The 23,278-nt window shown below is 56.2% G+C and carries 14 protein-coding genes and 2 rRNA genes; 11 read left to right on the top strand and 5 right to left on the bottom strand.

Annotated elements, in window-relative coordinates:
• Positions 1 to 65: 65 nt before the first annotated feature.
• The 3 genes from F4X08_12785 to fusA form a co-directional block, all read right to left on the bottom strand.
• Complete coding sequence (locus F4X08_12785) at positions 66 to 1,034, bottom strand: dipeptide ABC transporter ATP-binding protein (GenBank protein MYD26676.1); 969 nt, start codon at positions 1,032 to 1,034, stop codon at positions 66 to 68.
• Between the two features lie 74 nt (positions 1,035 to 1,108).
• The gene (locus F4X08_12780) at positions 1,109 to 2,089 is read right to left on the bottom strand and encodes an ABC transporter ATP-binding protein (GenBank protein ID MYD26675.1); all 981 of its coding nucleotides are present in this window, start codon (positions 2,087 to 2,089) and stop codon (positions 1,109 to 1,111) included.
• A gap of 52 nt (positions 2,090 to 2,141) precedes the next feature.
• A complete protein-coding gene (fusA, locus tag F4X08_12775) occupies positions 2,142 to 4,223 on the bottom strand; it encodes an elongation factor G (protein ID MYD26674.1) in 2,082 nt (693 codons plus the stop codon).
• Positions 4,224 to 4,441: 218 nt separating this feature from the next.
• Between fusA and F4X08_12770 the strand changes: the two genes are divergently transcribed.
• The 11 genes from F4X08_12770 (at position 4,442) to F4X08_12720 (ending at position 22,876) form a co-directional block, all read left to right on the top strand.
• Entirely contained in the window at positions 4,442 to 7,189 is a 2,748-nt protein-coding gene (locus F4X08_12770) for a PDZ domain-containing protein (GenBank protein MYD26673.1), read from the top strand.
• Entirely contained in the window at positions 7,186 to 7,839 is a 654-nt protein-coding gene (locus tag F4X08_12765; GenBank protein MYD26672.1) for a response regulator transcription factor, read from the top strand. Before F4X08_12770 ends, F4X08_12765 begins: the two co-directional genes overlap by 4 nt.
• Positions 7,840 to 8,036: 197 nt before the next feature.
• Positions 8,037 to 8,672, top strand: coding sequence for a response regulator transcription factor (locus tag F4X08_12760; protein MYD26671.1), 636 nt, complete (start codon positions 8,037 to 8,039; stop codon positions 8,670 to 8,672).
• 172 nt (positions 8,673 to 8,844) lie between these two features.
• Complete coding sequence (locus tag F4X08_12755) at positions 8,845 to 9,771, top strand: ABC transporter ATP-binding protein (GenBank protein MYD26670.1); 927 nt, start codon at positions 8,845 to 8,847, stop codon at positions 9,769 to 9,771.
• A complete protein-coding gene (locus F4X08_12750) occupies positions 9,768 to 10,832 on the top strand; it encodes an ABC transporter permease subunit (GenBank protein ID MYD26669.1) in 1,065 nt (354 codons plus the stop codon). Before F4X08_12755 ends, F4X08_12750 begins: the two co-directional genes overlap by 4 nt.
• Before the next feature lie 56 nt (positions 10,833 to 10,888).
• Positions 10,889 to 13,300 carry an FtsX-like permease family protein gene (locus F4X08_12745; GenBank protein MYD26668.1) on the top strand — a complete coding sequence of 804 codons (2,412 nt, stop codon included), beginning with the start codon at positions 10,889 to 10,891 and terminating at the stop codon, positions 13,298 to 13,300.
• A gap of 42 nt (positions 13,301 to 13,342) precedes the next feature.
• Positions 13,343 to 15,754 carry an FtsX-like permease family protein gene (locus F4X08_12740; GenBank protein ID MYD26667.1) on the top strand — a complete coding sequence of 804 codons (2,412 nt, stop codon included), beginning with the start codon at positions 13,343 to 13,345 and terminating at the stop codon, positions 15,752 to 15,754.
• A gap of 54 nt (positions 15,755 to 15,808) precedes the next feature.
• Positions 15,809 to 17,191: an HlyD family efflux transporter periplasmic adaptor subunit gene (locus F4X08_12735; GenBank protein MYD26666.1), complete on the top strand. Its 1,383-nt coding sequence runs from the start codon at positions 15,809 to 15,811 to the stop codon at positions 17,189 to 17,191.
• Positions 17,192 to 17,234: 43 nt separating this feature from the next.
• Positions 17,235 to 17,909: an ABC transporter ATP-binding protein gene (locus F4X08_12730; protein ID MYD26665.1), complete on the top strand. Its 675-nt coding sequence runs from the start codon at positions 17,235 to 17,237 to the stop codon at positions 17,907 to 17,909.
• An 86-nt stretch (positions 17,910 to 17,995) separates the two neighbouring features.
• A complete protein-coding gene (locus tag F4X08_12725; protein ID MYD26664.1) occupies positions 17,996 to 20,425 on the top strand; it encodes an FtsX-like permease family protein in 2,430 nt (809 codons plus the stop codon).
• A gap of 39 nt (positions 20,426 to 20,464) precedes the next feature.
• Positions 20,465 to 22,876, top strand: a complete 2,412-nt coding sequence (locus F4X08_12720) for an FtsX-like permease family protein (GenBank protein MYD26663.1) — start codon at positions 20,465 to 20,467, stop codon at positions 22,874 to 22,876.
• Between the two features lie 49 nt (positions 22,877 to 22,925).
• On the opposite strand, the gene rrf is transcribed toward F4X08_12720, so the two are convergent.
• Both rrf and F4X08_12710 read right to left on the bottom strand, forming a co-directional pair.
• Positions 22,926 to 23,042: ribosomal RNA gene (rrf, locus tag F4X08_12715) — 5S ribosomal RNA — on the bottom strand.
• 55 nt (positions 23,043 to 23,097) lie between these two features.
• Positions 23,098 to 23,278, bottom strand: a 23S ribosomal RNA gene (locus tag F4X08_12710); the annotation flags it as partial.

The following is a 23,278-nucleotide window of genomic DNA, read 5'->3' as shown; positions in this document are numbered from 1 at the left end:
GCGCCCCGGGTATGCGCACCAGGCGCCTCAGAAGTTCGGACCAAGCACCGTAGGCAGGCGGCGCCTCAGGCGTAATGACAAGCCACCCAGTGGCCGCTGTCATTCTGTTTGAATTCCGGTTCGTGCTCGGCGCAGTCGGCCTTGGCGATAGGGCAGCGGGGATGAAAACGACATCCAGATGGCGGGTTGACCGGACTGGGGACGTCGCCCGTGAGCTGAATGCGCTGCTTCTGGCGCCGTTTGCTGATCTCCGGAACGGCGGAAAGCAGGCTCTGCGTGTAGGGGTGCTGGGGGTTGTCCGTCACCTCGTCGGTCCGTCCCGCCTCGATGAGCTTGCCGAGGTACATGACCCCGATGCGGTCGCTGATGTGGGCGACGACGGCCAGGTTGTGGGCGATGAACAGATAGGTCAGGTTCAACTCGCTCTGCAGGTCCTGGAGCAGGTTCAGGATCTGGACCTGGATGGACACGTCCAGGGCGGAAACCGGCTCGTCGCAGATGATCAGGCTCGGGTTCAGCGCGATGGCCCGGGCGATGCCGATCCGCTGCCGCTGGCCGCCGCTGAACTCGTGGGGATAGCGGTCCACGTAGGCCTCGCCCAGTCCCACCATCTCGAGGAGACTGACCAGCCTCGTCCTGCGTTCCTGCCGGTTGCCCACACGATGGATGTCGAGGGGTTCCTGGACGATGTTCCCCACCGTCATGCGAGGGTCCAGCGAGGCGTAGGGATCCTGGAAGATCATCTGGAGCCGTCTGCGAACGGGCTTCAGGTCATTTTCCGACATGTCCGCCAGGTCGTTGCCTTCAAAGAAGACCTTCCCCGCCGTGGGGCGGTACAGCTGCAGCACGGTCAGTCCCAAGGTGGACTTGCCGCAGCCGCTTTCCCCCACCAGTCCGAAGGTTTCGCCGCGATTGATGGAAAAGGAAACGCCGTCCAGGGCGCGGACGGTGCCGCCTTCCTCCTTGCGGCCCAGCCCTTCTTCCAGTTCGAAGTGCTTGACTACGTTGTCCAGTTGCAGCAAAGGCTCGTTCAACGCATCCTCCAGGATGTCGGCCGCCCGTCATGGCGGTCCATGTCAGCGGCCGGCAAAGGCGTCAGCCGCCCATTTCAATACAGCCAGCAGGCGCAGTCGTGCTCCGAGGCTACGTCCTTCAGCGCCGGGTCTTCCTCGCACCGGTCGAAACGACTCGGACACCGGGGCGCGAACCGGCATCCGGCCGGCAGGTGGATCAGGTTCGGCGGCACGCCGTCGATGGGCTCCATGCGTTCCTTCACCGTGGGACCCAGCTTGGGCACGGACTGCAGCAGCCCGTGGGTATAGGGGTGCTTCGGATCGTCGAGCAGCGTGTCCACCGGCCCCGATTCGATGATCCGGCCGGCGTACATGACGATCACCCGGTCACACACCTCGCCCACGACGCCGAGATCGTGGGTGATGATGACGACGGACATGTTCAGTTCTTCCTGGAGCTTCATCATCAGTTCCAGGATCTGTGCCTGTATCGTGACGTCCAGCGCCGTGGTTGGCTCGTCGGCGATGAGCAGCTTCGGGTTGCACGCGATGGCCATGGCGATCATGACGCGCTGCCGCATCCCCCCGCTGAACTGGTGGGGGTAGTCGTTCAGGCGCTGCTCCGGACTCGGGATGTTGACCATCTGCAGCAGTTCGATGCTGCGGTCGGTGGCCTGCTTCTTGTCGAGGTCGAGATGAAGCTGGAGGGGCTCCCGAAGCTGCCATCCGATGGTCAGCACCGGGTTGAGCGACGTCATGGGGTCCTGGAACACCATGGAGACGATATTGCCCCGGATCTCCTGCATTTCGCGTTCGGAAATGGTGCGCAGGTCCACCGCCGGTTCGTCGGCGCCGGGCCGGAACAGGATGTTGCCGCTGACGATGCGGCCCGGCGGGCTCGGAATGAGCCGCATGATGGAAAGCACCGTGGCGCTCTTGCCGCACCCGCTTTCCCCCACGATGCCCACCGTTTCTCCTTCCGCCACTTCGAAACTGACGTCGTCCACGGCCCGCACCGCCCCGCCGCGGGTGAGGAAGTGAGTCGAAAGGTTGTCGACCTTCAGTAAGGGTTCCATAATTCACGCTTCCGGGCTGCGGGCCGGCGGCTCACAGCGCTTTATCCCGCTGCTATTCTTCTTCCAGGGCCTTGGACTCTTCGATGACCTTGGTCTCGATTTCCCGGGGCATTTCCTCATAGCGTACGAATTTCCGCGCGTGGCTGCCGCGGCCGTGCGTGATGGACCTCAGCACGGTGGAGTAGCGGTACAGTTCGGCCAGTGGCACTTCGGCCCGCACCACCTGGTTGCTCCCCCGGGGTGACATGCCCAGGATGCGGCCGCGCCGGCTGGAAAGATCGCCCATGACGTCGCCCATATAGTCCTCGGGGACGACCACGTCCACTTCGTAGATCGGTTCAAGCAGGACGGGCCGGGCTTCCATGAAGGCCTTCTTGAACCCCATGGACGCGGCGACCTTGAAGGCCATTTCGGACGAATCGACCGTATGGAAGGAGCCATCGTACAGCGTGGCCTTCAGGTCGACCACCGGATACTTGGCCATCACGCCTTCCACCATGGCTTCCTGGATGCCCTTGTCCACGGCCGGAATGAACCGGCTCGGGACGGCGCCGCCGACGATGCCGTTGTCGAATTCGTATCCGTCGCCCCGCTGCCTGGGTTCCACGCGCAGCCAGACGTCGCCGAACTGGCCGCGGCCCCCGCTCTGCCGCTTGAACCGGCCCTGGGCCTCGGACTTGCCCTTGATCGCCTCGCGGTAGGGGATGCGCGGCTGTACCATCTCGACTTCCACGCCGAAACGGCGGCTCAGCCGCTCGACGATGAGGTCCAGGTGCATTTCGCCGGCACCCGCCAGGATCAGTTGCTTGATCTCGGAATTGTACCGGAAAGTAAAGGAGGGATCCTCCTCGTGAAGCCGGGAGAGGCCGGTACTGATCTTCTCCTCGTCGTCCTTGCTCTTCGGCAGGACGGCCACGTTCGCCACGGGCTCGGCGAACTCCACCCATTCCAGGCCGAAGGACTTCTGCCTCGTGCTCAGTGAATCGCCGGTGTGGGTGTCCTTCAGTTTCACGGTGGCCCCGATCTCGCCGGCACGGATGGCGTTCAGTTCATTGCGGGCGTGGCCGTTGGTATGGTAAATCTGGCCGAACCTTTCCGACGTGTTCTTCGTCGAGTTGTACACGTCGCCGCCGTGCTTGATTTCTCCTGAAAAAACCCGGAAATAGGTCAGTTCCCCGATATGGGCCTCGGAGACCGTCTTGAACACCAGCGCGGCCAGCGGACCGGACGGATCCGGGTCCAGCGCAATTTCCTCGCCGCCGCCCGAAGGGGTGGCCGTCACCGCCGGGCGGTCCGCCGGAGAAGTCATGTACGCAGCCGCCGCGTCCATCACGCCGGAGACGCCGATGTTTGCAGAGGCGCACGTCGCCAATACGGGGAAGATGGCGCCGTCCTTCACGCCCTTGCGCAACCCTTCCAGAAGCTGCTCATCGGTCAACGCGCCTTCTTCGAAGTAGACCTCAAGCAGTTCGTCGTCGGATTCCGCCACGGTTTCTATCAGTTTTTCACGCTGCTCTTCCGCCTGGTCGGCGAGGTCTGCAGGGATCTCGGAGCGCTTGCCCTTGCCGTCGCCGCCCTCGAACGTCACCGCCTTCATGGCGACCAGGTCGACGACGCCCGAGAACCCATCGGCTTCTCCGATCGGAATCTGGACGGGAACGGCCTGCGTGCCGAAGCGTTCCTGCAGGCGGCCCAGCGCGTCGAAGAAGTCCGCGTGTTCCTTGTCCAGGAGATTGACCACCACCATGCGGGGCAGGCCGTACTGGTCCGCATACTCCCAGGCGCGCTCCGTCTCCACCTCGATGCCTTCGATGGCCTTGACCACGATGGCCACGTTGTCCGTAACGCGCATCGCGCAGTGCACTTCGCTCGTAAAGTCGGAATAGCCCGGGGTGTCGAGAATATGGAGGTCGTGGTCGTTCCACTCGCAGTACAGCGGCGTCAGGTTCATGGAAATGCGGTGTTCGATCTCTTCCTCGCGGTAGTCCGACACCGTGTTGCCGTCGTCCACGCTGCCGAGCCGGTTCGTCGCGCCGGTGTTGAAGAGCATGGCTTCGGCCAGGGAGGTCTTGCCGCTCCCCCCGTGGCCCGCGAGGCAAATGTTTCTGATTTTTTCGATGTTATATTCCTTCACGAACACCCCTCCTCTTCGGGACTGCGCTTTCCATAGTATTACGCTTTTTCAGTATGATCATCTGTACGACAGTCAACTTTCAGGGAAAACTCTAATATGTTGCGATCCGGCTTCAGGTGTCAAGGTTTTAGGGCGGTCCGCCAGGCTAATCCTTTCACCCATAGTTGACATCAACCCGCTGGTCGACTATGTATGTAATTACACCATTGCATTGAAATATGGCAGGATACGAAGATTCCGGTTTGCGGCATCTCGTTTATCCGTTGCCTACTCATCCATGTAGCCTACCGTTGAAACCTCTAAAAACCATCGGACTGCGTTACTTTTTTCTCAGCACGCTTGTCGTTGCGCTATGCGCACAGATGGGTCTGGTCGTGTGGACGCTGGTCCGGTTTACGCAGATCGAGCACTGGTCGCCGGGCATCCAGTTCTTCGGAAATGAAATGATACAGACGAAGGGACTGACGAAAAGTGCGGTAAACAACCTGCAGGAGGGCACGTGGTTCCATCTCGTTCGCATACGCGAGGACGGCGGTATTAAAGTCACGCAAGTAGACGCGGACAGCCCTGCAGACAGAGCCGGATTGCGACCGGGCGATATGGTGATCTCCATCGATGGGACGGATCTCAGGACACGTCCGGAAGCTTATTTCCAGGCGCGTTTGCGGAGCAGGCCCGGTGACCAATTCAATCTCGCCTGGCTTCGCGACGGCAATATGCAAAACGGTATCCTCACGCTTGAGGCCACAGAACATGTACGGTACGCCGTCGAGGTCAATCAGGAGGAACTCGTACTGGGTGTTGGAGCGATGACGTGGTTCCAACGGAGCTCGTATCTGATCTTTCCAATGGTCCTGCTGGTCTTCGGAACGTGGATGGGATTCAGACGCCCAGGCAACAAAATCGCTTTTCAATGCGCGTTGCTCTTCCTCGCAACAGCGCTTTCCGTTTCGCCCGCGTTCCATCCCATGATCGCTGGCTGGCCCGATTGGGTTTTATCTCTCAGTATTTTCGTCATTACCCTGGCTTACTTCCTTGAGTTCTGGCTCCTGTTCAGCATCCTGACCGTTTTTCCAATCGAAACTGAATTCGGATCATGGATGCGAAAACGGGCGCGTTGGATCCTGATACCAATCTTCGCCTGGATCGTCATTCGTATTATCTATCTTCTAAGTCTGACCAATGGCTGGAACAGTGATTCGATACAAACCATCATCTCTCTGGTTGAATCCGTTCCAGTCCCTGCGTTACCCGTTCTCGTTATTTTCATAGCGGCCGGCCTGCTTCTCGCCCAACATTCCGTCGCGCGCCGGCAGCAGTACACGCGCCTGCAGTTCATCAACGTCGGTTTCGTGTCAGCCTTCGTATTAGCACCGGTTTGGACCATAACTCAACCAGGCACCTTCATGGTCACATGGGTAATGGTACCGCTGCAAGGCGCCTTATTGCCGTTGCTCGTCTGGTTGCTCGACCATGTTGTCCTCGTCGGGTTGAAGTGCATTCTGCCGCTCTCTTTTGCATATTCAGTGCTGGCTCACCGGGTATTCGGCCTCAGGTTCATCGTCGGAAAAAGCCTTCGGCAATTTATATCCAACCAGGGCGTGAATCTCTTACTGAGTCTCGGGCTGCTCCTGATTATCTATGAAACGATAACCTTCGCGGCTACCGGTGTAGAAGTCTCCGACCTGTTGATTATGGTTGTTACCGCGGGATTCATCCTGATACTCGTCGGAGGCTGGACCCTGGCAAAACCAGCCGTCATCCGGTTTATCGACCGATACCTGTTTCGTGATGAAATCGAGAACCGTCAACGACTTTTCAGGCTCAGACGTGAGTTAACGCATTTTCAGGATCGAAACGCCCTTCTGACCGGTACGGGAAGTGAACTGCTCGAGGTACTGGACCTCTCATATGTAGCAATCTACCTCAGCGATGGACCTCGGAAGTCGATAGCGGTTGCCTGGTACGACGTAAACAAGAAGTTCATCAGCGAGCCGAAGAAAGACGGATCCTTCTTCAGTTCGTCAACTGGCAAAATAGAAGCGTTGTTGAAGCTGATGTCTCCGGAACGACCATTGGTCGAGTCTGAAGACCCTTATGTACAGAATCGGGTTTCAGAGCTCGGATACGAACTCATCATCTTGCTACGTGGTGAATTGCATGCTCAAGGTTGTATCGCAATCGGAGCCAAAGTTTCAGAAGAGCCCTTTACCGGCGAAGAAAAAGAACAGCTGCTGGTGCTGGCTGCTGAACTGGAGATGGTGCTGAAGAACATAAAAGCAACTACATCGCTGAGCATGCAGACACAACGCCTCAAGAGACTTTCCAACCGCCTCATCAACATTCAGGAATCTGAAAGACGTCGGCTGGCGCGGGATCTCCATGATGATACCGGACAGGCGCTTACGGCACTGAAAATGAGCCTGGAAATAACCCGGAACGAGTTGCCTGGGGATGCCGATCATACTGCAGCACGGCTGAATGACGCTGTGGTGCTGGCCGAAGATACGCTGGAGAAACTTCGTGTGATCTCCCATAATCTCCGTCCCCCGACACTGGATACCGTCGGGCTGAATTCAGCATTGGAAGGACTTTGCAAGAATTTCAAGCAACAAACTCAAATACCGGTCTCATACGTTGGCATGGATACTACAGAGATCTCCAATCCAATCGATATCTGCCTGTATCGTATACTGCAGGAAGGGCTGACGAACTGTGCCAAACACGGACAAGCCTCTCACGTTGATGTCAGCTTGAAACGCAATGGCGAAGTGGTACAACTATCGATACAGGATAACGGCCAGGGCTTTGATCTTGCGGATACACTTTCTGATCAGAATGAAACAGGAATCGGTTTGATCGATATGCAGGAACGCCTCGAATCGCTGAATGGCCGTATGAATGTTTATTCGAAACCTGGCGCGGGAGCCCGTCTGGTCGCTACCATTCCTCTGGAGGAGAAATGATCAGGATCGTTATAGCCGACGATCACCAACTGGTCCGTCAAAGCATCGTATCGCTGATCGAAAAGGCCGAGGACATGGAAGTTGTCGGCGAAGCGGCCGATGGGCACGAGGCACTGAACCTGGTACAACGGAAGAGACCGGATGTAGCCATGTTGGATATCGCCATGCCTTTGCTGAACGGTATCGAGACTACGCGGCGGATTCAGACGCTATCCGTCGATACCCGCGTCGTCATATTATCCATACATTCGGAAGAGGACGTGGTTCGCCAGGCACTCCGATGCGGGGCCAGCGGGTATCTCCTCAAGAATTCCGTCGTGGAGGAACTCCTGATCGCTGTCCGGTCCGCCAACAAGGGTGAAATCTATCTATCTCCTTCGATTGCCCAAACGGTGCTATCGGGATTCCTGCAGACGGAATCGACGAATGAGTCATCTACCGTTCTGGAGCAGCTTTCATCCCGCGAACGGGAGATACTCCAACTCATCGTCGAGGGACATACCAACCAGGCCGCTGCGGAGGTCCTGAGCATCAGCGCCAAGACTGTGGAAAAACACCGCGCGATCCTGATGAAGAAGCTGGAAGTCCACAACCTGCCGGATCTCATACTCGTAGCGCTCAAGCACCGTCTTGCCTTCCTGGATGAATGATCCGTTGTCATCCCCCGCCTGGTAGCAATCCGGCCGGCCGCAGCCTTACTCTCGTGCCTATTTCAACCTCCAATTTCGTTCGAGAAACGTGGAAATAGGGAAACACCCTATGGAAAATCCTCCTTTTCGGTGTTAAGTATTGAGCAGAAGCCGGATTTCACCATGTAACGAACTTAAAAGGAGATCACGTAAATCATATGATACGCGTAGTGATCGCAGACGATCATCATCTGATCAGGCAGGGACTTCGGGATTTGCTCTCGAAAGAAACCGATATTCAAGTAGTCGCCGAGGCTACGGACGGCCGGGACGTGATGGATGTCGTGCATCGAGTCCGGACGGACGTCATCGTGATGGACGTTGAGATGCCCGGTATCGGCGGTATAGAAGCGACGAGGAACATTCGCGCTTCGTTCTCCGAGATCCAGGTGGTCATGCTGTCGATGCATTCGGATCCCGATCTGATCCGGAAAGCACTGGACAACGGCGCCCGGGGCTACGTGCTCAAGAAATCAGCCGGCGAAGAGTTGGTCAAAGCGATACGCACCGTTTGCAGGGGCGTCACTTACCATTCCCGGGCCATGGATCATGCCGATTACCAGTATGAGGAGTATCCCCAGGGCACACCGCCCCGGCTGACACCCCGTGAGCACGAAGTCCTTCGACTGATCGCATCGGGGCTATCAAATCCCAAGATAGCAGAATCCATGCGAATCAGTATTAAGACCGTGCAAAATCACCGCATCAATCTGATGGCGAAACTAGACACGCATAGCCTTCCCGACCTGATCCGAACGGCGATCAAACTTGGTCTGATCAATTTGGAAGAATAAACCCTTTCGTTTATAGGAAACGCACCACCCCGTCCAAGACCGGCATCAAGTTTTTCTTCGATTCCGGTGAAAAAACCCGCGAAATAGGGATACACCCTATAGAAATCCGGTCCGGCTTTCCGTTCCTTTATGGGTAGATGGATCAGACCAACCAGTGAAGGAGGCGGATCAGATGACTTCCAACAACTTTGCCATACGGACCGAATCCCTCACCAAACACTACGGCCGCATCGTAGCCGTGGACGGGCTCTCGCTGACGGTGCCGCGCGGTCAGATCTTCGGACTGCTTGGTCCCAACGGTTCGGGCAAGACGACCACGATGGGCATGCTGCTTGGACTCGTGAAGCCCACCTCGGGACGCTTCAGGCTGTTGGACGCGGGCATCTCCTACCGGGAAGCCCTGCGCCGCACCGGCGCCATCGTCGAGACGCCCTGTTTCTATCCCTACTTGTCGGGCCGCGACAACCTCGCCTACTTCCAGGGCATATCCGGGAAGAGCGACCGCGGAGAATTGAACGAATTGCTTGAAAGGGTGGGCCTCGCCGATCGCGCGGACGACCGCTTCCGCACCTACTCCCTGGGCATGAAGCAGCGGCTGGGACTGGCCTATGTCCTCCTGGGCGATCCCGAAATCCTGTTCCTGGACGAACCCACCAACGGCATGGACCCGGACGGCATGGCCGAGATCCGGGACCTGATCCGAACCCTCGGGACCGGGGACCGTACCGTGCTGCTGTCGAGCCACCTGCTGCACGAAGTCGAGCAGGTGTGCGACAGCGTCGCCATCCTCTCGCGCGGCAGGCTCATCGTCCAGGGTGGAATCCATGATCTGGTCCATTCGCTGGCCGGGGACCAGCTTCGCGTTCATACCACCGATAACGAAAAAGCGATCCGGATACTGTCCGCTCTGGACTGGGTCGGGGAGATCATCGTGGAGGACGGGACGATCCTGGTCACGGCCCCCGCGGAACGATCGCCGGAACTGACCGAGGCGCTCGGCCGCTCGCAAGTCTACGTCGCGGAAATGTCGGCGGAGCAGATGTCCCTGGAGCAGTACTACTTCAAGGTCACCGGTGGCGGTGACGGGGAGGCAGGATGATCCGTCAGATACTGCGCCTTACACGATGGGAGTTGTTCAAGATCCGGCGGCGATGGCTGCCCTGGCTACTTCTGGCCGTGATCGTCATCATGAACCAACTCTCTTTATGGACTATTTACGTGACGTACAGTAACGAGACGTACTTTTTTGCCCCTGTCGATCAGTACGTCGTTATCTCGCTACCGCCGGACGCGGATGGGGTAGAATCGGCTATTAAGGTTTCCTGCGACGACATCGACGACGGCAAGGTCGAGTCCATTCTGGCAGACGTTCCGGACGAGTTCCGGGAACAGGCCCACTGGGAAGTGGCAACTCACCGGGAGCGGTGCCCCGAAATCCGGGACCAGATTGCCGCACAAAGACAGCTTTTCTTGAATACCTGTATCCTTCCAGGCAGTCTCGGCACCGGTCTGAAGTCAGGCAAGGATTTCGTAACCATTCTGGTCATCATTCTGGCCACAGCAATAATCGGAAAGGAATACAGCCTGGGTACCTTCCGGCCGGCGTTGACCAGGGGCCCGAGACGCTGGCAGTTCCTGGGCGCGAAGGCGCTGTCGATAGTGTTCATCTCCGGTGCCGGGTTGCTCTTCGTGGTCCTGACCGTCGTGGTCGGCAGCCTGGCGATGGCGCTCCTGACCGGCGAAGATCTGGTTACCGCGGAATCGGGAACGTGGTCGTCCTCGGCGGTGATTTTCGTCAAGATGATCTGCGCGCTGCTTCCGTACATCGCGGTGTCCCTGTTCTTTACGGTGTTGACGTCATCAGGGACGAGCGGCGTGTCGATCTCACTATTGTATTTCTTTGGCGATCTCATAGCCGCCGGTCCCCTTACCAGTTTGTTCGGTCAGCACGTCGTCAACTACATGCTCGGACCCAACGTCATGATGTTCTTGCAGCTCGACTTCGTGCTGCCCGTGGAAGAGGGTGCCAGTTTCTTCGCTTCCTTTGTTGATATGTACCTTAATCCACTCCTGGTCATGTTCGCCTACACCGTCGTCTCCGGTGCGGCCGCGTTCTGGCTCTTCCTCCGCAGGGACGTGACAGGGCCGAGGGGGGAGTGAATCCAGCTTTGAGGAAACTGAATTCGAGATATACCTGAGGTGAGGAGGAACGCGCCATGATACGCAACTACATTACGACAGCCATAAGGAATCTTTTAAAGCACAAAGGGTATTCCCTGGTCAACGTAATCGGTCTCGCCCTTGGCCTGGCGGGATGCATCCTGATGCTGCTCTATATTCGGTACGAAACCAGTTATGACGATTTCCATTTGAAGCAGGACCGCATGTATCGGATTGAAGTCGATATGCTTTTTGACGGCCGCGAGAGCAAATTCACTACGACTCCATCGGCCTGGGGCCCCGTTTTACTTGCCGAATACCCGTCCATAGAAAACTTGACCAGGCTACGGCCGTTGTTGGAACAGCAGCCGGTACAACTCGAAGACAGGTCGATACGCGGCAAAGCGTCATTCTTCGCCGATTCGACCCTGTTCGACGTCTTCACGCTTCCTCTGGCCAGGGGCACGCCCGCCACGGCCCTGACCAGGCCGCATACGATCGTCCTATCGGAATCCATGGCGAATACATGCTTTGGCGAGACGGACCCCACAGGTTCTCCGATCACCCTGGACCTGGGGAAAGGAAACACGCTGCCTCTGACTGTAACGGGCGTCGTGCGCGACCTTCCGGAGAATTCCCATCTGCGCTTCGATTTCCTGATCTCCTACGTCACGCTCGAGTCATTGGGTTGGGGCGAGCCCGCCAACATGCGTGATCATGGTGGCGATTTCAACATCTATACCTACCTCCTCTTGCGTGAAGGATATTCCGCCCGGGAACTGGAACAGCAATTGCCCGGTTTCATCGAAAGACACCTCGGAGATGTACTGCGGGCATTCGGCATGGAACAGAATGCCTATCTGCGGCCTGTCGGTGATATACACCTGTACACCTACGATATGACACGAGGAGGCGGTACCGGGGACATCCGCACCGTCTATGTCGCCTTCCTTCTGGCGGCCTTCATACTGGTGCTCGCCTGTGCCAACTTCATCAATCTGACAACGGCCAGGTCGCTCAGCCGCGCGAGTGAAGTGGGTATGCGAAAGGTGCTGGGCGGCACGCGGGCTCACGCCATGCTGCAATACATAGGCGAATCCGTGTTGTTGACTTTGTTCGCCCTTGGATTGTCCATCGTGCTGCTTCAGACCCTGCTGCCCGCTGTCAACGATCTGCTCAACCAGAACATCAACCTGGAGTTAACGACGGATACGATGCTGATGCTCGCGGGGGTGGTCCTGCTCGTCGGGATACTCGCGGGTACCTATCCCGCTTTCGTCATTTCGTCCTTTCAGCCGACGGCCGTGCTGCGAGGTTCGTCTGAATCCGGGGCCACGGGCGCACTCTTCCGAAGAATACTCATCGTGTTTCAGTTTACCGTCTCGGTCGTCCTGATCATCGGCACGTGGACGATCTCGGACCAGCTCGACTACATGCTGAGCGAAGACCTGGGGTTCGAGGAAGACGGCGTCGTCCTCATCGATATGCCGGAGCGCGCCTATGAAGTATTCAGAGATAACGCGCTCAGATATCCCGAAATCCTGGCGATGGCACGGTCGTCAACGATGTTTGAAAACTCGTATTCTGTAGGCGGATTAACTCTGGAAGACGTTCCGTTGGACCAGCAAACGCTTTTTCAGATTTTCAGCGCAGATATTGGCTTTTCCGACATAATGGGACTTGAGTTGGTTGAAGGGCGTTTTTTATCTCGAGAGCGGTCTGCGGACGCCGATGCGTGCCTGATCAACGAGACGGCGGTACGCGCCCTGGGTTTGGAAGATCCCGTCGGAACGACACTCTTGGGGCCAAGCAAGATCGACAATGTGTGGCAGCAGTGCGAGGTGATTGGCGTCGTACGGGATTTCAACGTGGAATCGTTGCGTGGGGAAATTCTGCCCATGAAGATCGCTTTGGCGCAATACGTTCAACAATACGGTTCTATTGTGGTCAAGATCGACAGCAGTAACGAGGCAAACGCGCTCAACATCCTGAGGGAGCAGTGGAACCGGGTATATCCCGATCTTCCGGAACCGGAGTTCACATTACTGAAAGACAAGGTGGCAGGGATGTATGAAGACGATCACATCCTCCGGACCGTTTTCACGGCAGGGTCGACCGTATCGATTCTGATCGCCTGCCTGGGGCTCCTGGGCCTGTCCGCCTTCATGGTCCAGCGCCGCATCAGGGAGATAGGCGTTCGAAAAGTCCTGGGGGCCACGGTCGGCCAGATCGTAGTTCTCCTGTACCGGGAATTCACGCTGTACGTCCTCATCGCGTGGGTTGTCGGCGTCCCGTTGATCTACTACATGGCGGATGTGTGGCTGCGCGACTTCGCCTACCGCATCGAACCGAATCCGTGGACGTTCATCTTCGCCGGCGTCGTCATGATGCTGATTACCTGGTTTACCGTAGGATTCCAGACCGTGAAAGCGGCAGAGACGAACCCGGTTGAAGTACTCAGGGGATAGCTTAAGAAACCTTTGAAGACCGAAACATGTGGAGGACGCGCGATGATACGCAACTATATCACGACCGCGGTAAGGAACATTTTAAAGTACAAAGGGTATTCCGTAATCAACGTGATCGGTCTCGCTATTGGACTGGCGGGTTGTGTCCTCATGCTTCTATACGTTCAATACGAGTTCAGCTACGACGGATATCATGAAAAGAAGGATCGCATCTACCGGCTCGAGAATCATTCCGAAATGTCGGGCATCGCACGGAAAGTCGCCATCAGTCCCGCACCATGGGGTCCTGCCCTGCTCAACGATTATCCGGGCATTGAGGCCATGGCCAGGGTGAAACTAGCGATGGGCCGCCATACCATACAACACGGCGATAAGGCTTTTTATGGGGAAGCGGTTGTCTACGCCGATTCTACCCTGTTCGAGATCTTCACTTTCCCGTTGGTCAGAGGAAATCCCCGCACGGCTTTGGCTGCCCCTTTCACCGCGGTCGTATCGGAGTCCTTTGCCAAGGAACATTTCGGCGGGACAGACCCGATTGGCCTTTCGATGAACATACCCGGTTTTTACTCCGTGACGGTAACAGGCGTCATGAGCGACGTTCCGTTGAATTCGCATGTGCGATTCGACTATCTGACCTCTTACGCCACATGGACTTCGTTAGGCTGGGGTGGACCGGAGACCTTCCAAAGAAAGGGCCTTAACAGCGAAGTCCGTACATTCCTCCTGTTAAGAGAGGGTTATCCCGTCCGGGACCTGGAAGCTCAATTGCCCCTATTCATAGAAAAGTACCTTGGAGACCGGCTGCGTTCATCTGGAATCAGAGTAAATCCGGTACTTCGGCCAATTGAAGATATTCATCTATACTGCCGCGACGTTCAATGGAGTTCGGGTCTGGTTAACTCCGAAGGCGGGGATATACGATTCATCTATATCGCGGTCTCGGTGGCGGCATTCATCCTGGTCATCGCCTGTATCAATTTCATCAACCTGACCACGGCCAGGGCGGCGCGCCGTGCACGGGAAGTGAGCATGCGCAAAATCCTCGGCAGCCGCCGAATCCATGTCGTGTTTCAATTCATCGGAGAAACCGTATTGTTGAGTTTGTTCGCCCTGGCGCTGGCCGTCGCGCTGCTCCACGTGCTTGTACCCACTTTCAATGAATTGTTCGGTACGGGAATCACAATGGTTTTATCGTTGGAACTGGCTTTGATGCTGACAGGGATGGTCTTGCTCACCGGGATGTTGGCAGGGATCTATCCCGCGTTCGTCCTTTCGTCCTTTAGACCGACGGACTTGCTGCGGGGACCGATGAAGACCGGAACTGCCAGGTTGATCTCTCGCAGGGTACTCGTGGTATTTCAATTCTCTATCGCGATCATCATGATTTCCGGTATCGGTGTGATCTCCGATCAGATCGTATTCATGCAAAATAAGGATCCGGGATTCGATGCGGAAGGCGTCGTCGTTGTCGCGCTGCCTCGAGGAGAAGACGCCATGCAGAAGTACGACGTTTTCAAAGCGAACGCTCTGAGTTATCCCGACGTTCTGGCGGTGAGCCAATTCGCGCATCTGCCGGAATCGCTCCCTACCGGAGGGGTAAGGCCGCCGGACGTACCTGAAGACCAACTGACTCATTTCCAGATGATCCACGGCGGATACGATCTTCATAAGGCAATGGGCTTTGAAGTAGTTCAGGGTCGGTATTTTTCCCGAGACAGGTCAACTGACGCCAATGCGTGCGTGATCAACGAGACTGCGGTCCGTGCCCTCGGTTGGAACGATTCGGTAGGCAAGTCGCTCATCAGTCCATATTCACAGGAACTGACGGTGATCGGAGTCATAAGGGATTTTCACACCCGATCGTTTCATCACGCGACAGAGCCCATTTGGATCGGTCCGCCTGATCAGCGCGGTCAAGCCGCACATATTGTCATCAAACTCCGGGCTCAAAATGTGGCCGGCGCCCTCGGTATTCTGAAGGATCAGTGGCGGGAGATCTACCCCGATCAACCCGAGATGGAGCACTTGTTCTTAAGTAATCTGATGGAAGATCAATATAGGGGAGACCGTTTGCTTGGAACGATCTTCACAGCCGGTACCCTGGTTTCCATCTTGATCGCCTGCCTGGGGCTCCTGGGCCTGTCCGCCTTCATGGTCCAGAGCCGCATCAAGGAAGTAGGTGTTCGTAAAGTCCTGGGTGCCTCGGTCGGCCAGGTCGTTATTCTCCTGTACCGGGAGTTTACCCTGTACGTCCTCATCGCGTGGGTTGTCGGCGTACCGTTGATCTACTATATGGCGGATGTGTGGCTGCGCGACTTCGCCTATCGCGTAGAACCGAATCCATGGACGTTTGTTTTAACCGGCGTCGTCGTGATGCTGATTACCTGGTTTACCGTGGGATTCCAGACCGTGAAAGCGGCAGAGACGAACCCGGTTGAAGTGCTCAGGGGATAAATCTTCAAAATGTAGGGAAACACCCTATGGAAACGAATCTGCGTTCAGGGTACCATGCTGATAGCACATGGCGACAAGCGCAATCAGGATGAGGAGGACATTATGGACAAGTCAACGCAGGACGGCGGGAAGCCGAAGGGTCTCGTGGAAATGTTCTCGTCAGACAGCCGTAGGGAACACGAGGGCACGATGGACCGCAGGATCGAGAAGAAGCGCTTTACGCCGCGTCGGATGGCGCTCGGCGGCCTGGCCGTGCTGATCCTCGCCTTCGGGGCGTACGAGCTTTCGGCCATCGACTCATCCGCATTAAATGTCGACGCCGGCAAGCTGACCACGGCCCCGGTCACCTACGGCCCCTTTCTGGAGTACATCGTCGAGCAGGGCGCGGTGATGCCGCTTACGACGATCTACCTGGACGCGGTCGAAGGCGGGCGCGTGGAAGAGGTCTACGTGGAGCAGGGCACGCATGTCGAGGAAGGCACGCCGATCCTGCGGCTATCCAACGCCAACCTGCAGCTCAACGTCATGCAGCGGGAAGCTGAGCTTTTCCGCGAGTCCAACGCCCTGCGGCAGACGCGAGTGACCATGGAGCAGCGGCGCCTGGAGATGCGGGCGCAGTTGGTGGAACAGGATTACAATCTCCGGCAGGCGGAGCGGGAACACGCTCGCCAGGCCGCGTTAATGGAAGCGGATCTGGCCTCACGGAAGGAGTACGAAGAGGCCAGTGACAATCTCGAATACTATACGCGCAAGCGGGCCGTGACCCTGGAGACGCTGCGCCAGGACTCGCTCTTTCAGGCGGTGCAGATACAGCAGCTGGAGGAATCGATTAGCCGTTTGCAGTTGAACCTGGACATGGTGAAGCAGAACGAGGAGAACCTGACGCTGCGCGCGCCGATCACGGGGCTTCTTTCCTCTCTGGCGGCCGAGGTGGGGGAGTCGAAGGCGGGCGGCGAAAGGCTCGGACAGATCGACGTGGTGGGCAGCTTCAAGGTACGCACGGCGATCGATGAGCACTACATCGCCCGCATCGGAACCGGCCAGCCGGGTTCCTTCGATTTCGCCGGCGGGACCTACGAACTGGTGATCCGGCGGGTGTATCCCGAGGTGATCGAAGGCCAGTTCGAGGCGGACATGGAGTTCCCCGGAGGGATGCCCGATGGACTGCGCCGGGGACAGACGCTCCAGGTGCGCGTCGCCCTGGGCGAACTGGCCGACGCCATGCAGGTGCCTCGGGGCGGTTTCTACCAGAAGACGGGCGGGCGCTGGATCTACGTGCTGGATCCTACGGGCGAGTTCGCCGTGCGGCGGCAGATCCGGCTCGGCCGGCAGAACAGCCAGTACTTCGAGGTGCTCGAAGGGCTTGAAGAGGGCGAGCGGGTCATCACCTCCATGTATGACAACTTCGGCGACATGGAACGACTGGTAATGAACTAGTACGCATGCGGCGTACACCGATAAACCGCAAAGGGGGCATGTGATGATAACGACACAACATCTCAAGAAACTCTACACCACCGAAGAGGTGGAGACGTCGGCGCTGAACGACGTGACCATGGCAGTGAACGAAGGCGAGTTCGTGGCGATCATGGGCCCTTCGGGCTGCGGCAAGTCCACCCTGCTCAACATCCTCGGGCTCCTCGACAACCCATCGAGTGGGGAGTACCACTTTGTTGGCGAGGAAGTGGCCGGCCACTCCGAGCGGCAGCGGGCCAACCTGCGCAAGAACAACATCGGATTCGTCTTCCAGAGCTTCAACCTGATCGACGAACTCACCGTGTACGAAAACATCGAGCTGCCGCTGATCTACCTGGGCACGTCCAAGCAGGAGCGCAAGCAGCGCGTGGACGCGGCCATGGAGCACATGCAGATACTCCACCGGCGGAACCACTTCCCGCAGCAGCTCTCCGGCGGCCAGCAGCAGCGTGTGGCCGTGGCCCGTGCGGTCATCGGCAACCCAAAGCTGATCCTGGCGGACGAGCCGACGGGTAACCTGGACTCCGCCAACGGTGCGGAGGTGATGGAACTGCTGAGCGGCCTCAACGAGGCGGGCACGACCATCATCATGGTGACCCACGACCAGGCCCTGGCCGACCACGCCCACCGGACCATCCGGCTCTTCGACGGGCGCATCGTGAACGGAGCCGCGGCATAAAAAACGGCTCGCTTTCAATAGGTCGTGGACCGGAACTACATCTTGTTTCAAGCAACTTGAGCGCTCGATAAACAAGGAGGCCTTCAATGTTCTACACCCATCTGACCCATTCAATACGATGGATAAGTCGTAACAGGGTTTATTCGGCATTGAACGTCTTGGGACTCGCTCTCGGTTTCGGTTCGGTACTGATCATTGGCCTGTATACTTATCAGAGTATGCAGTTTGATAACTTTCACACGAAAGGAAACCAGATATACCGGACCATACTCCAAGTCAAGTTGCAGGAATCGGATCCCTATTTCATAAGCGGCGTAATGTCGCCTATCGGTCCGTTGCTCAGAGACGAGCTTCCCGAAGTGATCAACTATGCCCGATTGCGAAGCGCTTCCGCAACGGAGAAGATGTTCATACAAGCCGATACGGACTTGTTTGAAATCGAGCAGTCATTCTATGCGGACCCACAGATACTGAGCATATTCGATTTCGAACTGGTGCAGGGCAAGCCGGATGATCTGCTGAAATCCCCATTCACCGCTGTATTGACCACGACACTGGCTCAACGGGTATACGGCGGGCAAAACCCGGTGGGCGAGTCCTTTCAGTGGCACGATCAAACGTACACGGTAGGAGGTGTCGTTGAATCGCCACCCTGGAATTCATCGATTCAATTCGAACTCCTGATCTCTTATTCTACCGCCCAATCTCATACGACGGATCTGGAACGGGGATGGAACGGCGGCAATACCTATACCTACCTTCTCCTTCGTGACAATTCGGAGACATCCGAGATTGAATCCAAGGCCATGTCGCTGGTGAATGACCGGGGTCGGAGCGGGTTGGGATCCGCAGTCACCGAGTTCGTGCTGCAACCGCTTGCCGACGTCCATCTGCATTCGGCACATATAGGCGGGGAAGATCAGGCCCGGTGGGTCAACTGGAACAAAGGCGACATCGAGGATATCAGGCAATTGGCTGCCATTGCGGCGCTGGTTCTCATCGTTTCGACACTGAACCTGGTAAATTTATCTGCGTCCAAGCTCACGTCCCGATTCAGGGAGATGGGCGTGCGGGCGGCTTTGGGCGCCGACCGTATACAACTCGTTCTTCCTACGGTCGCGGAAACCGTCATCGTATATGGGTGCGCGCTGATCGGTACTTTTTCCTTGATGTACCTGGTGATTTCGATCCTGAGCAATATGAATCTCATCGTGATAAAACCAGAGCTACTCGCATTGGTGGATTACATTGTCATTGCAGGGGCCTCTGTTTGCATAGTGATCCTTCACAGTGCCGTTATCAGCCTCGCTTCGTCGTGGAAGCTATGGTTCCAAAAGCCGTCCGCTCTACTTCAGCCGGCCGATACGGCAACCCAAAGAAAGTCCGTTCAATATGCATTCATCTTTGTCCAGACGACTATATGGACGCTGCTGGTGACGTGTGCGATATTCGTCGTTGAACAGGCCCGGTACATGGAGGAGAAAGAGATTGGTTTCGAGAAACGGGATATCATGCTCTTGCCCATCGGCACCGATGTCGACTACCGGACCGCCAAGCAAGAGTTTGGCAAATTTGCCGGTGTTGCCGAGACGGCCGCGTCAGGATGGGAGTTTGGCGGTACCACCCAGATGTACATGAATATGAGATTCGGGGATCGCGAGGAACAACCACAGGTACACTTGTTGCCGGTCGACAATGACTTCATAGGGCTGTACGGCCTGAGCATCGCGGAAGGACGTGTGTTTTCTTCCTCCGGTTCGGACAATCCGCTGGAGTTCGTCGTGAACCGGAGTTTCGTCAGGCAAATGGGATGGCTGGACCCCATCGGCCAACAGATGGGATTCCCTTTTTCGGGTGAATTCGGACGCGTTGTCGGCGTGATCGACGACTTTCACTGGACATCGATGCACGACCCCATCGGACCTCTAGCGATGTATCTTGGTCAGATACCGCCCCGGTTCTTCTTTATGCCGACGGAACTCCCCGTGTTGTCCGTCAAACTGAATCCCGGTACGCAGACGCAAACGATGAACGACCTGGCAAGGACCTGGCAGGACCTGATCCCGCAGCGGTCCTTCACCTATTCATTTATCGAAGACAGTTTCACCGATCTGTATCAGTCCGAATTCAGGGCTAGCAAGATCACGGGCATTTTCGCATTGATGACGGTACTCATCACCTGTATCGGATTGTTCAGTGTGACCAGAATAGCCGTAGTCCGCCGGATGAAGGAAATAGGCGTGCGCAAGGTCCTTGGCGCTTCGTTACTGAACGTGACCTGGCTGTTGCTGCGGGATTTCGTCGTGCTTATCGGGGTCTCGGTCGTGGTTGCCTGGACCATTGCCTACTATCTCCTCAATCAGTGGATCCAGGATTTCGCATACCGAATAGAGCTGGAACCGGTCACGTTTCTGGCAGCAGGAGTGAGTACGTTAGTCATTGTCGTACTGACGACATTGTACCATGTTCTGCCTGCTTCTTCTGCCAACCCTGTAGACATATTAAAGACCGAATAGACTCCACTTTGTGTAACGCGGCACTCTTTATTGGGGGTTATGACCATGTTCAACAACTATCTGACCATCGTCATCAGGCTCCTGCTGAGGTACAAGGGATACTCGCTCATCAATGTGCTGGGGCTTGCAATAGGAATAGCAGGATGTGTTCTGATCGTACTCTACGTGCATGACGAACTCAGCTATGACCAGTACCATCTGAACAAAGACCGGATATATCGTCTGGCAGTCTCCGAGACCGCAGAAGGAAGACATGATGTATGGGCGAGATCACCATCGGCATGGGGTCTGGCAATGGCGCAGGAATATCCTGAAATCGAAGCGATCGCGCGGATCAGGCCGCCCGCATCCCGTTGGTTGATTCGATACGGTGAAAAACGGTTTTACGAAGAGAATTTCGTATTCGCGGATTCAACTGTTTTTGAAATTTTCACCATGCCCCTTGTTCAGGGTAATGCCAATACTGCCCTGATCGAACCTCATTCCGTTGTACTGTCCGAATCCATGGCGCAAAAGTACTTCGGGGACGAAAACCCGATCGGCAAAGTAATGACCGGCGATGACAAATATGAGTTCAGCGTTACCGGTATCATGCGGGATTTGCCGGATAACTCGCATTTTCATTTCGATTTTCTGGCCTCCTTCGCGTCACTTGCGCCAAACGGGTTATATGGCGAACCATCCACGATGCAGAACCAGCACATTTCCCTGTTTACCTATATGCTTCTTCGCGATGGCGCAGTGGCTGAAGACCTGGAGCGTAAACTGCCTGGATTCTTGGACAAACATCTCAGCGAGCGACTTGAATCGCTAGGTATTGTAATGACACCTTTCCTTCAGCCTCTCACCGAAATACATCTGCATTCGAATCTTATCGGTGAGTTTGAATCGAACGGCAGGATCACGTATGTCTACGTATTCTCCACATTGGCCGCCTTTGTGCTGCTGATAGCCTGTGTCAACTTCATGAACCTCTCCACCGCCCGGTCTGCCCGGAGGGCGCAGGAAATCGGCATTCGGAAGGTACTGGGCGTAAAGCGGAACCAACTGATTTCACAATTCATGGGTGAGTCGATCCTGTATTCCCTGATCGCTTTGATTGTGGCCATGGGACTGGTACATCTTTTCCTTCCCCAGTTCAATCATCTATCGGGCAAGACGCTGGAGATCCATTACGATTCAACCTGGCTTGTGCCTACACTGATATCCATCGCCATTGCTGCGGGGATCGTCGCCGGTGGGTATCCCTCTTTTGTACTTTCGTCCTTCAGGCCGGTTGCCGTGCTGACCGGTGCACTGAAAGCAGGAGCCTCCCATTCATCACTTCGGAAACTGCTTATCATCTTCCAGTTTGTCGTCTCGATTGTCATGATCGTCGGGACGATCGTTGTCCTTGATCAGTTGGAGTATATGCAGGGCAAAAACCTGGGGTTCGATGAAGAAAACGTGGTAGTGGTTCGTTTACCCGATCCAGAAGCCATACAAAGATATCCGGCATTCAAAAACGCGGTCCTGCAATATCCCGAGGTTTTAAACGTGAGTTCAGCGTCGAACGTACCAGGATATGAAGCGGATCTCAGTGTGATCCAACCTGAAGGATTCCAGGAGGATCAGAATGTTTCTGTCCAAACGATCTGGGCAGACTTTGATTATATCGAAACACTGGGCATCGAGGTGAAATCAGGTCGTTCGTTCTCACGTGATCGCCCTTCAGACGCTAACTCCATCCTGATAAATGAAGCGGCCGTACGCGCCTTCGGTTGGGACGATCCAGTTGGAAAGACATTCAGATACCCGGGTCCGCGCGGTTTCAGTCCGCCTATCGAAATCAACGGCGTGATTGCCGATTTCCACAGTCAGTCGTTGTATCAACCAATCGAGCCACTGATGATCGTGGCTTCACCGTGGACATCTTCGTATGTGGTCGTCAGGTTAGACGGGAATGACGAATCTCGTGGACTTGAGATTCTTAAGAATCAGTGGGGGCGGACCTATCCGGAACATCCTGCAATGGACTTCTCATTACTCGATGAAAACCTCGACCAACTTTACGATGCCGAACAAAGATTGGGTTCCGTCTTCAGCGCCGGGGCAACGCTTTCCATACTCATCGCCTGCCTGGGACTCCTGGGTCTTTCTTCCTTTATGGCAGAACAGAGGACCAAGGAGATTGGCGTTCGCAAGGTCGTTGGCGCTTCGATTACAAATATAGTCCTGCTGTTATCGAAAGACCTTACGATGCTCATCCTCGTGGCGTTTGTCATAGGTGCCCCGATTGGTTACTTCGGATTGCAGGCCTGGCTGGGGGATTTTGCATACCGCATCGAAATGGACGTATGGGTATTCGTCTTCTCGGGCTTCGTTACTTTAGTTATAGCCTGGCTCACGAACGGATACCAGGCAATCACGGCGGCTACAGCCAATCCGGTAGATGCGTTGCAATCAAAATGAGTTTGAATAGAAAAGGCGCCCGAAATGAATCGAGCGCCTTCTCAGCATCCCCCGGCAGCGTCCTACTCTCCCACAAGGTCACCCAAGCAGTACCATCGGCGCAAGAGGGCTTAACTACTCTGTTCGGAATGGGAAGAGGTGTTTCCCCTCCGCTATCGCCACCGGAAGAAATGGGTTGCAATTACAAGGAATGAGGAAACGACGTCGTAGCAAAGGAGCGCTGGTCAAGCCGCACGGCTATTAGTACCAGTCGGCTGAATGGCTCGTTACCTCGCCACTTACACCTCTGGCCTATCGACCTTGTAATCTTCAAGGGGCCTTCAGAAGCTTACGCTTGGGACATCTCGTCTTGAGGTGGGCTTCCCGCTTAGATGCTTTCAGCGGTTATCCCGTCCGAACATA

Source organism: Gemmatimonadota bacterium (assembly GCA_009841265.1).
GTDB lineage: Bacteria > JAAXHH01 > JAAXHH01 > JAAXHH01 > JAAXHH01 > JAAXHH01.
Note: the sequence above shows the minus strand (reverse complement) of the source record. Positions and strands in the feature narration are given on the sequence as shown.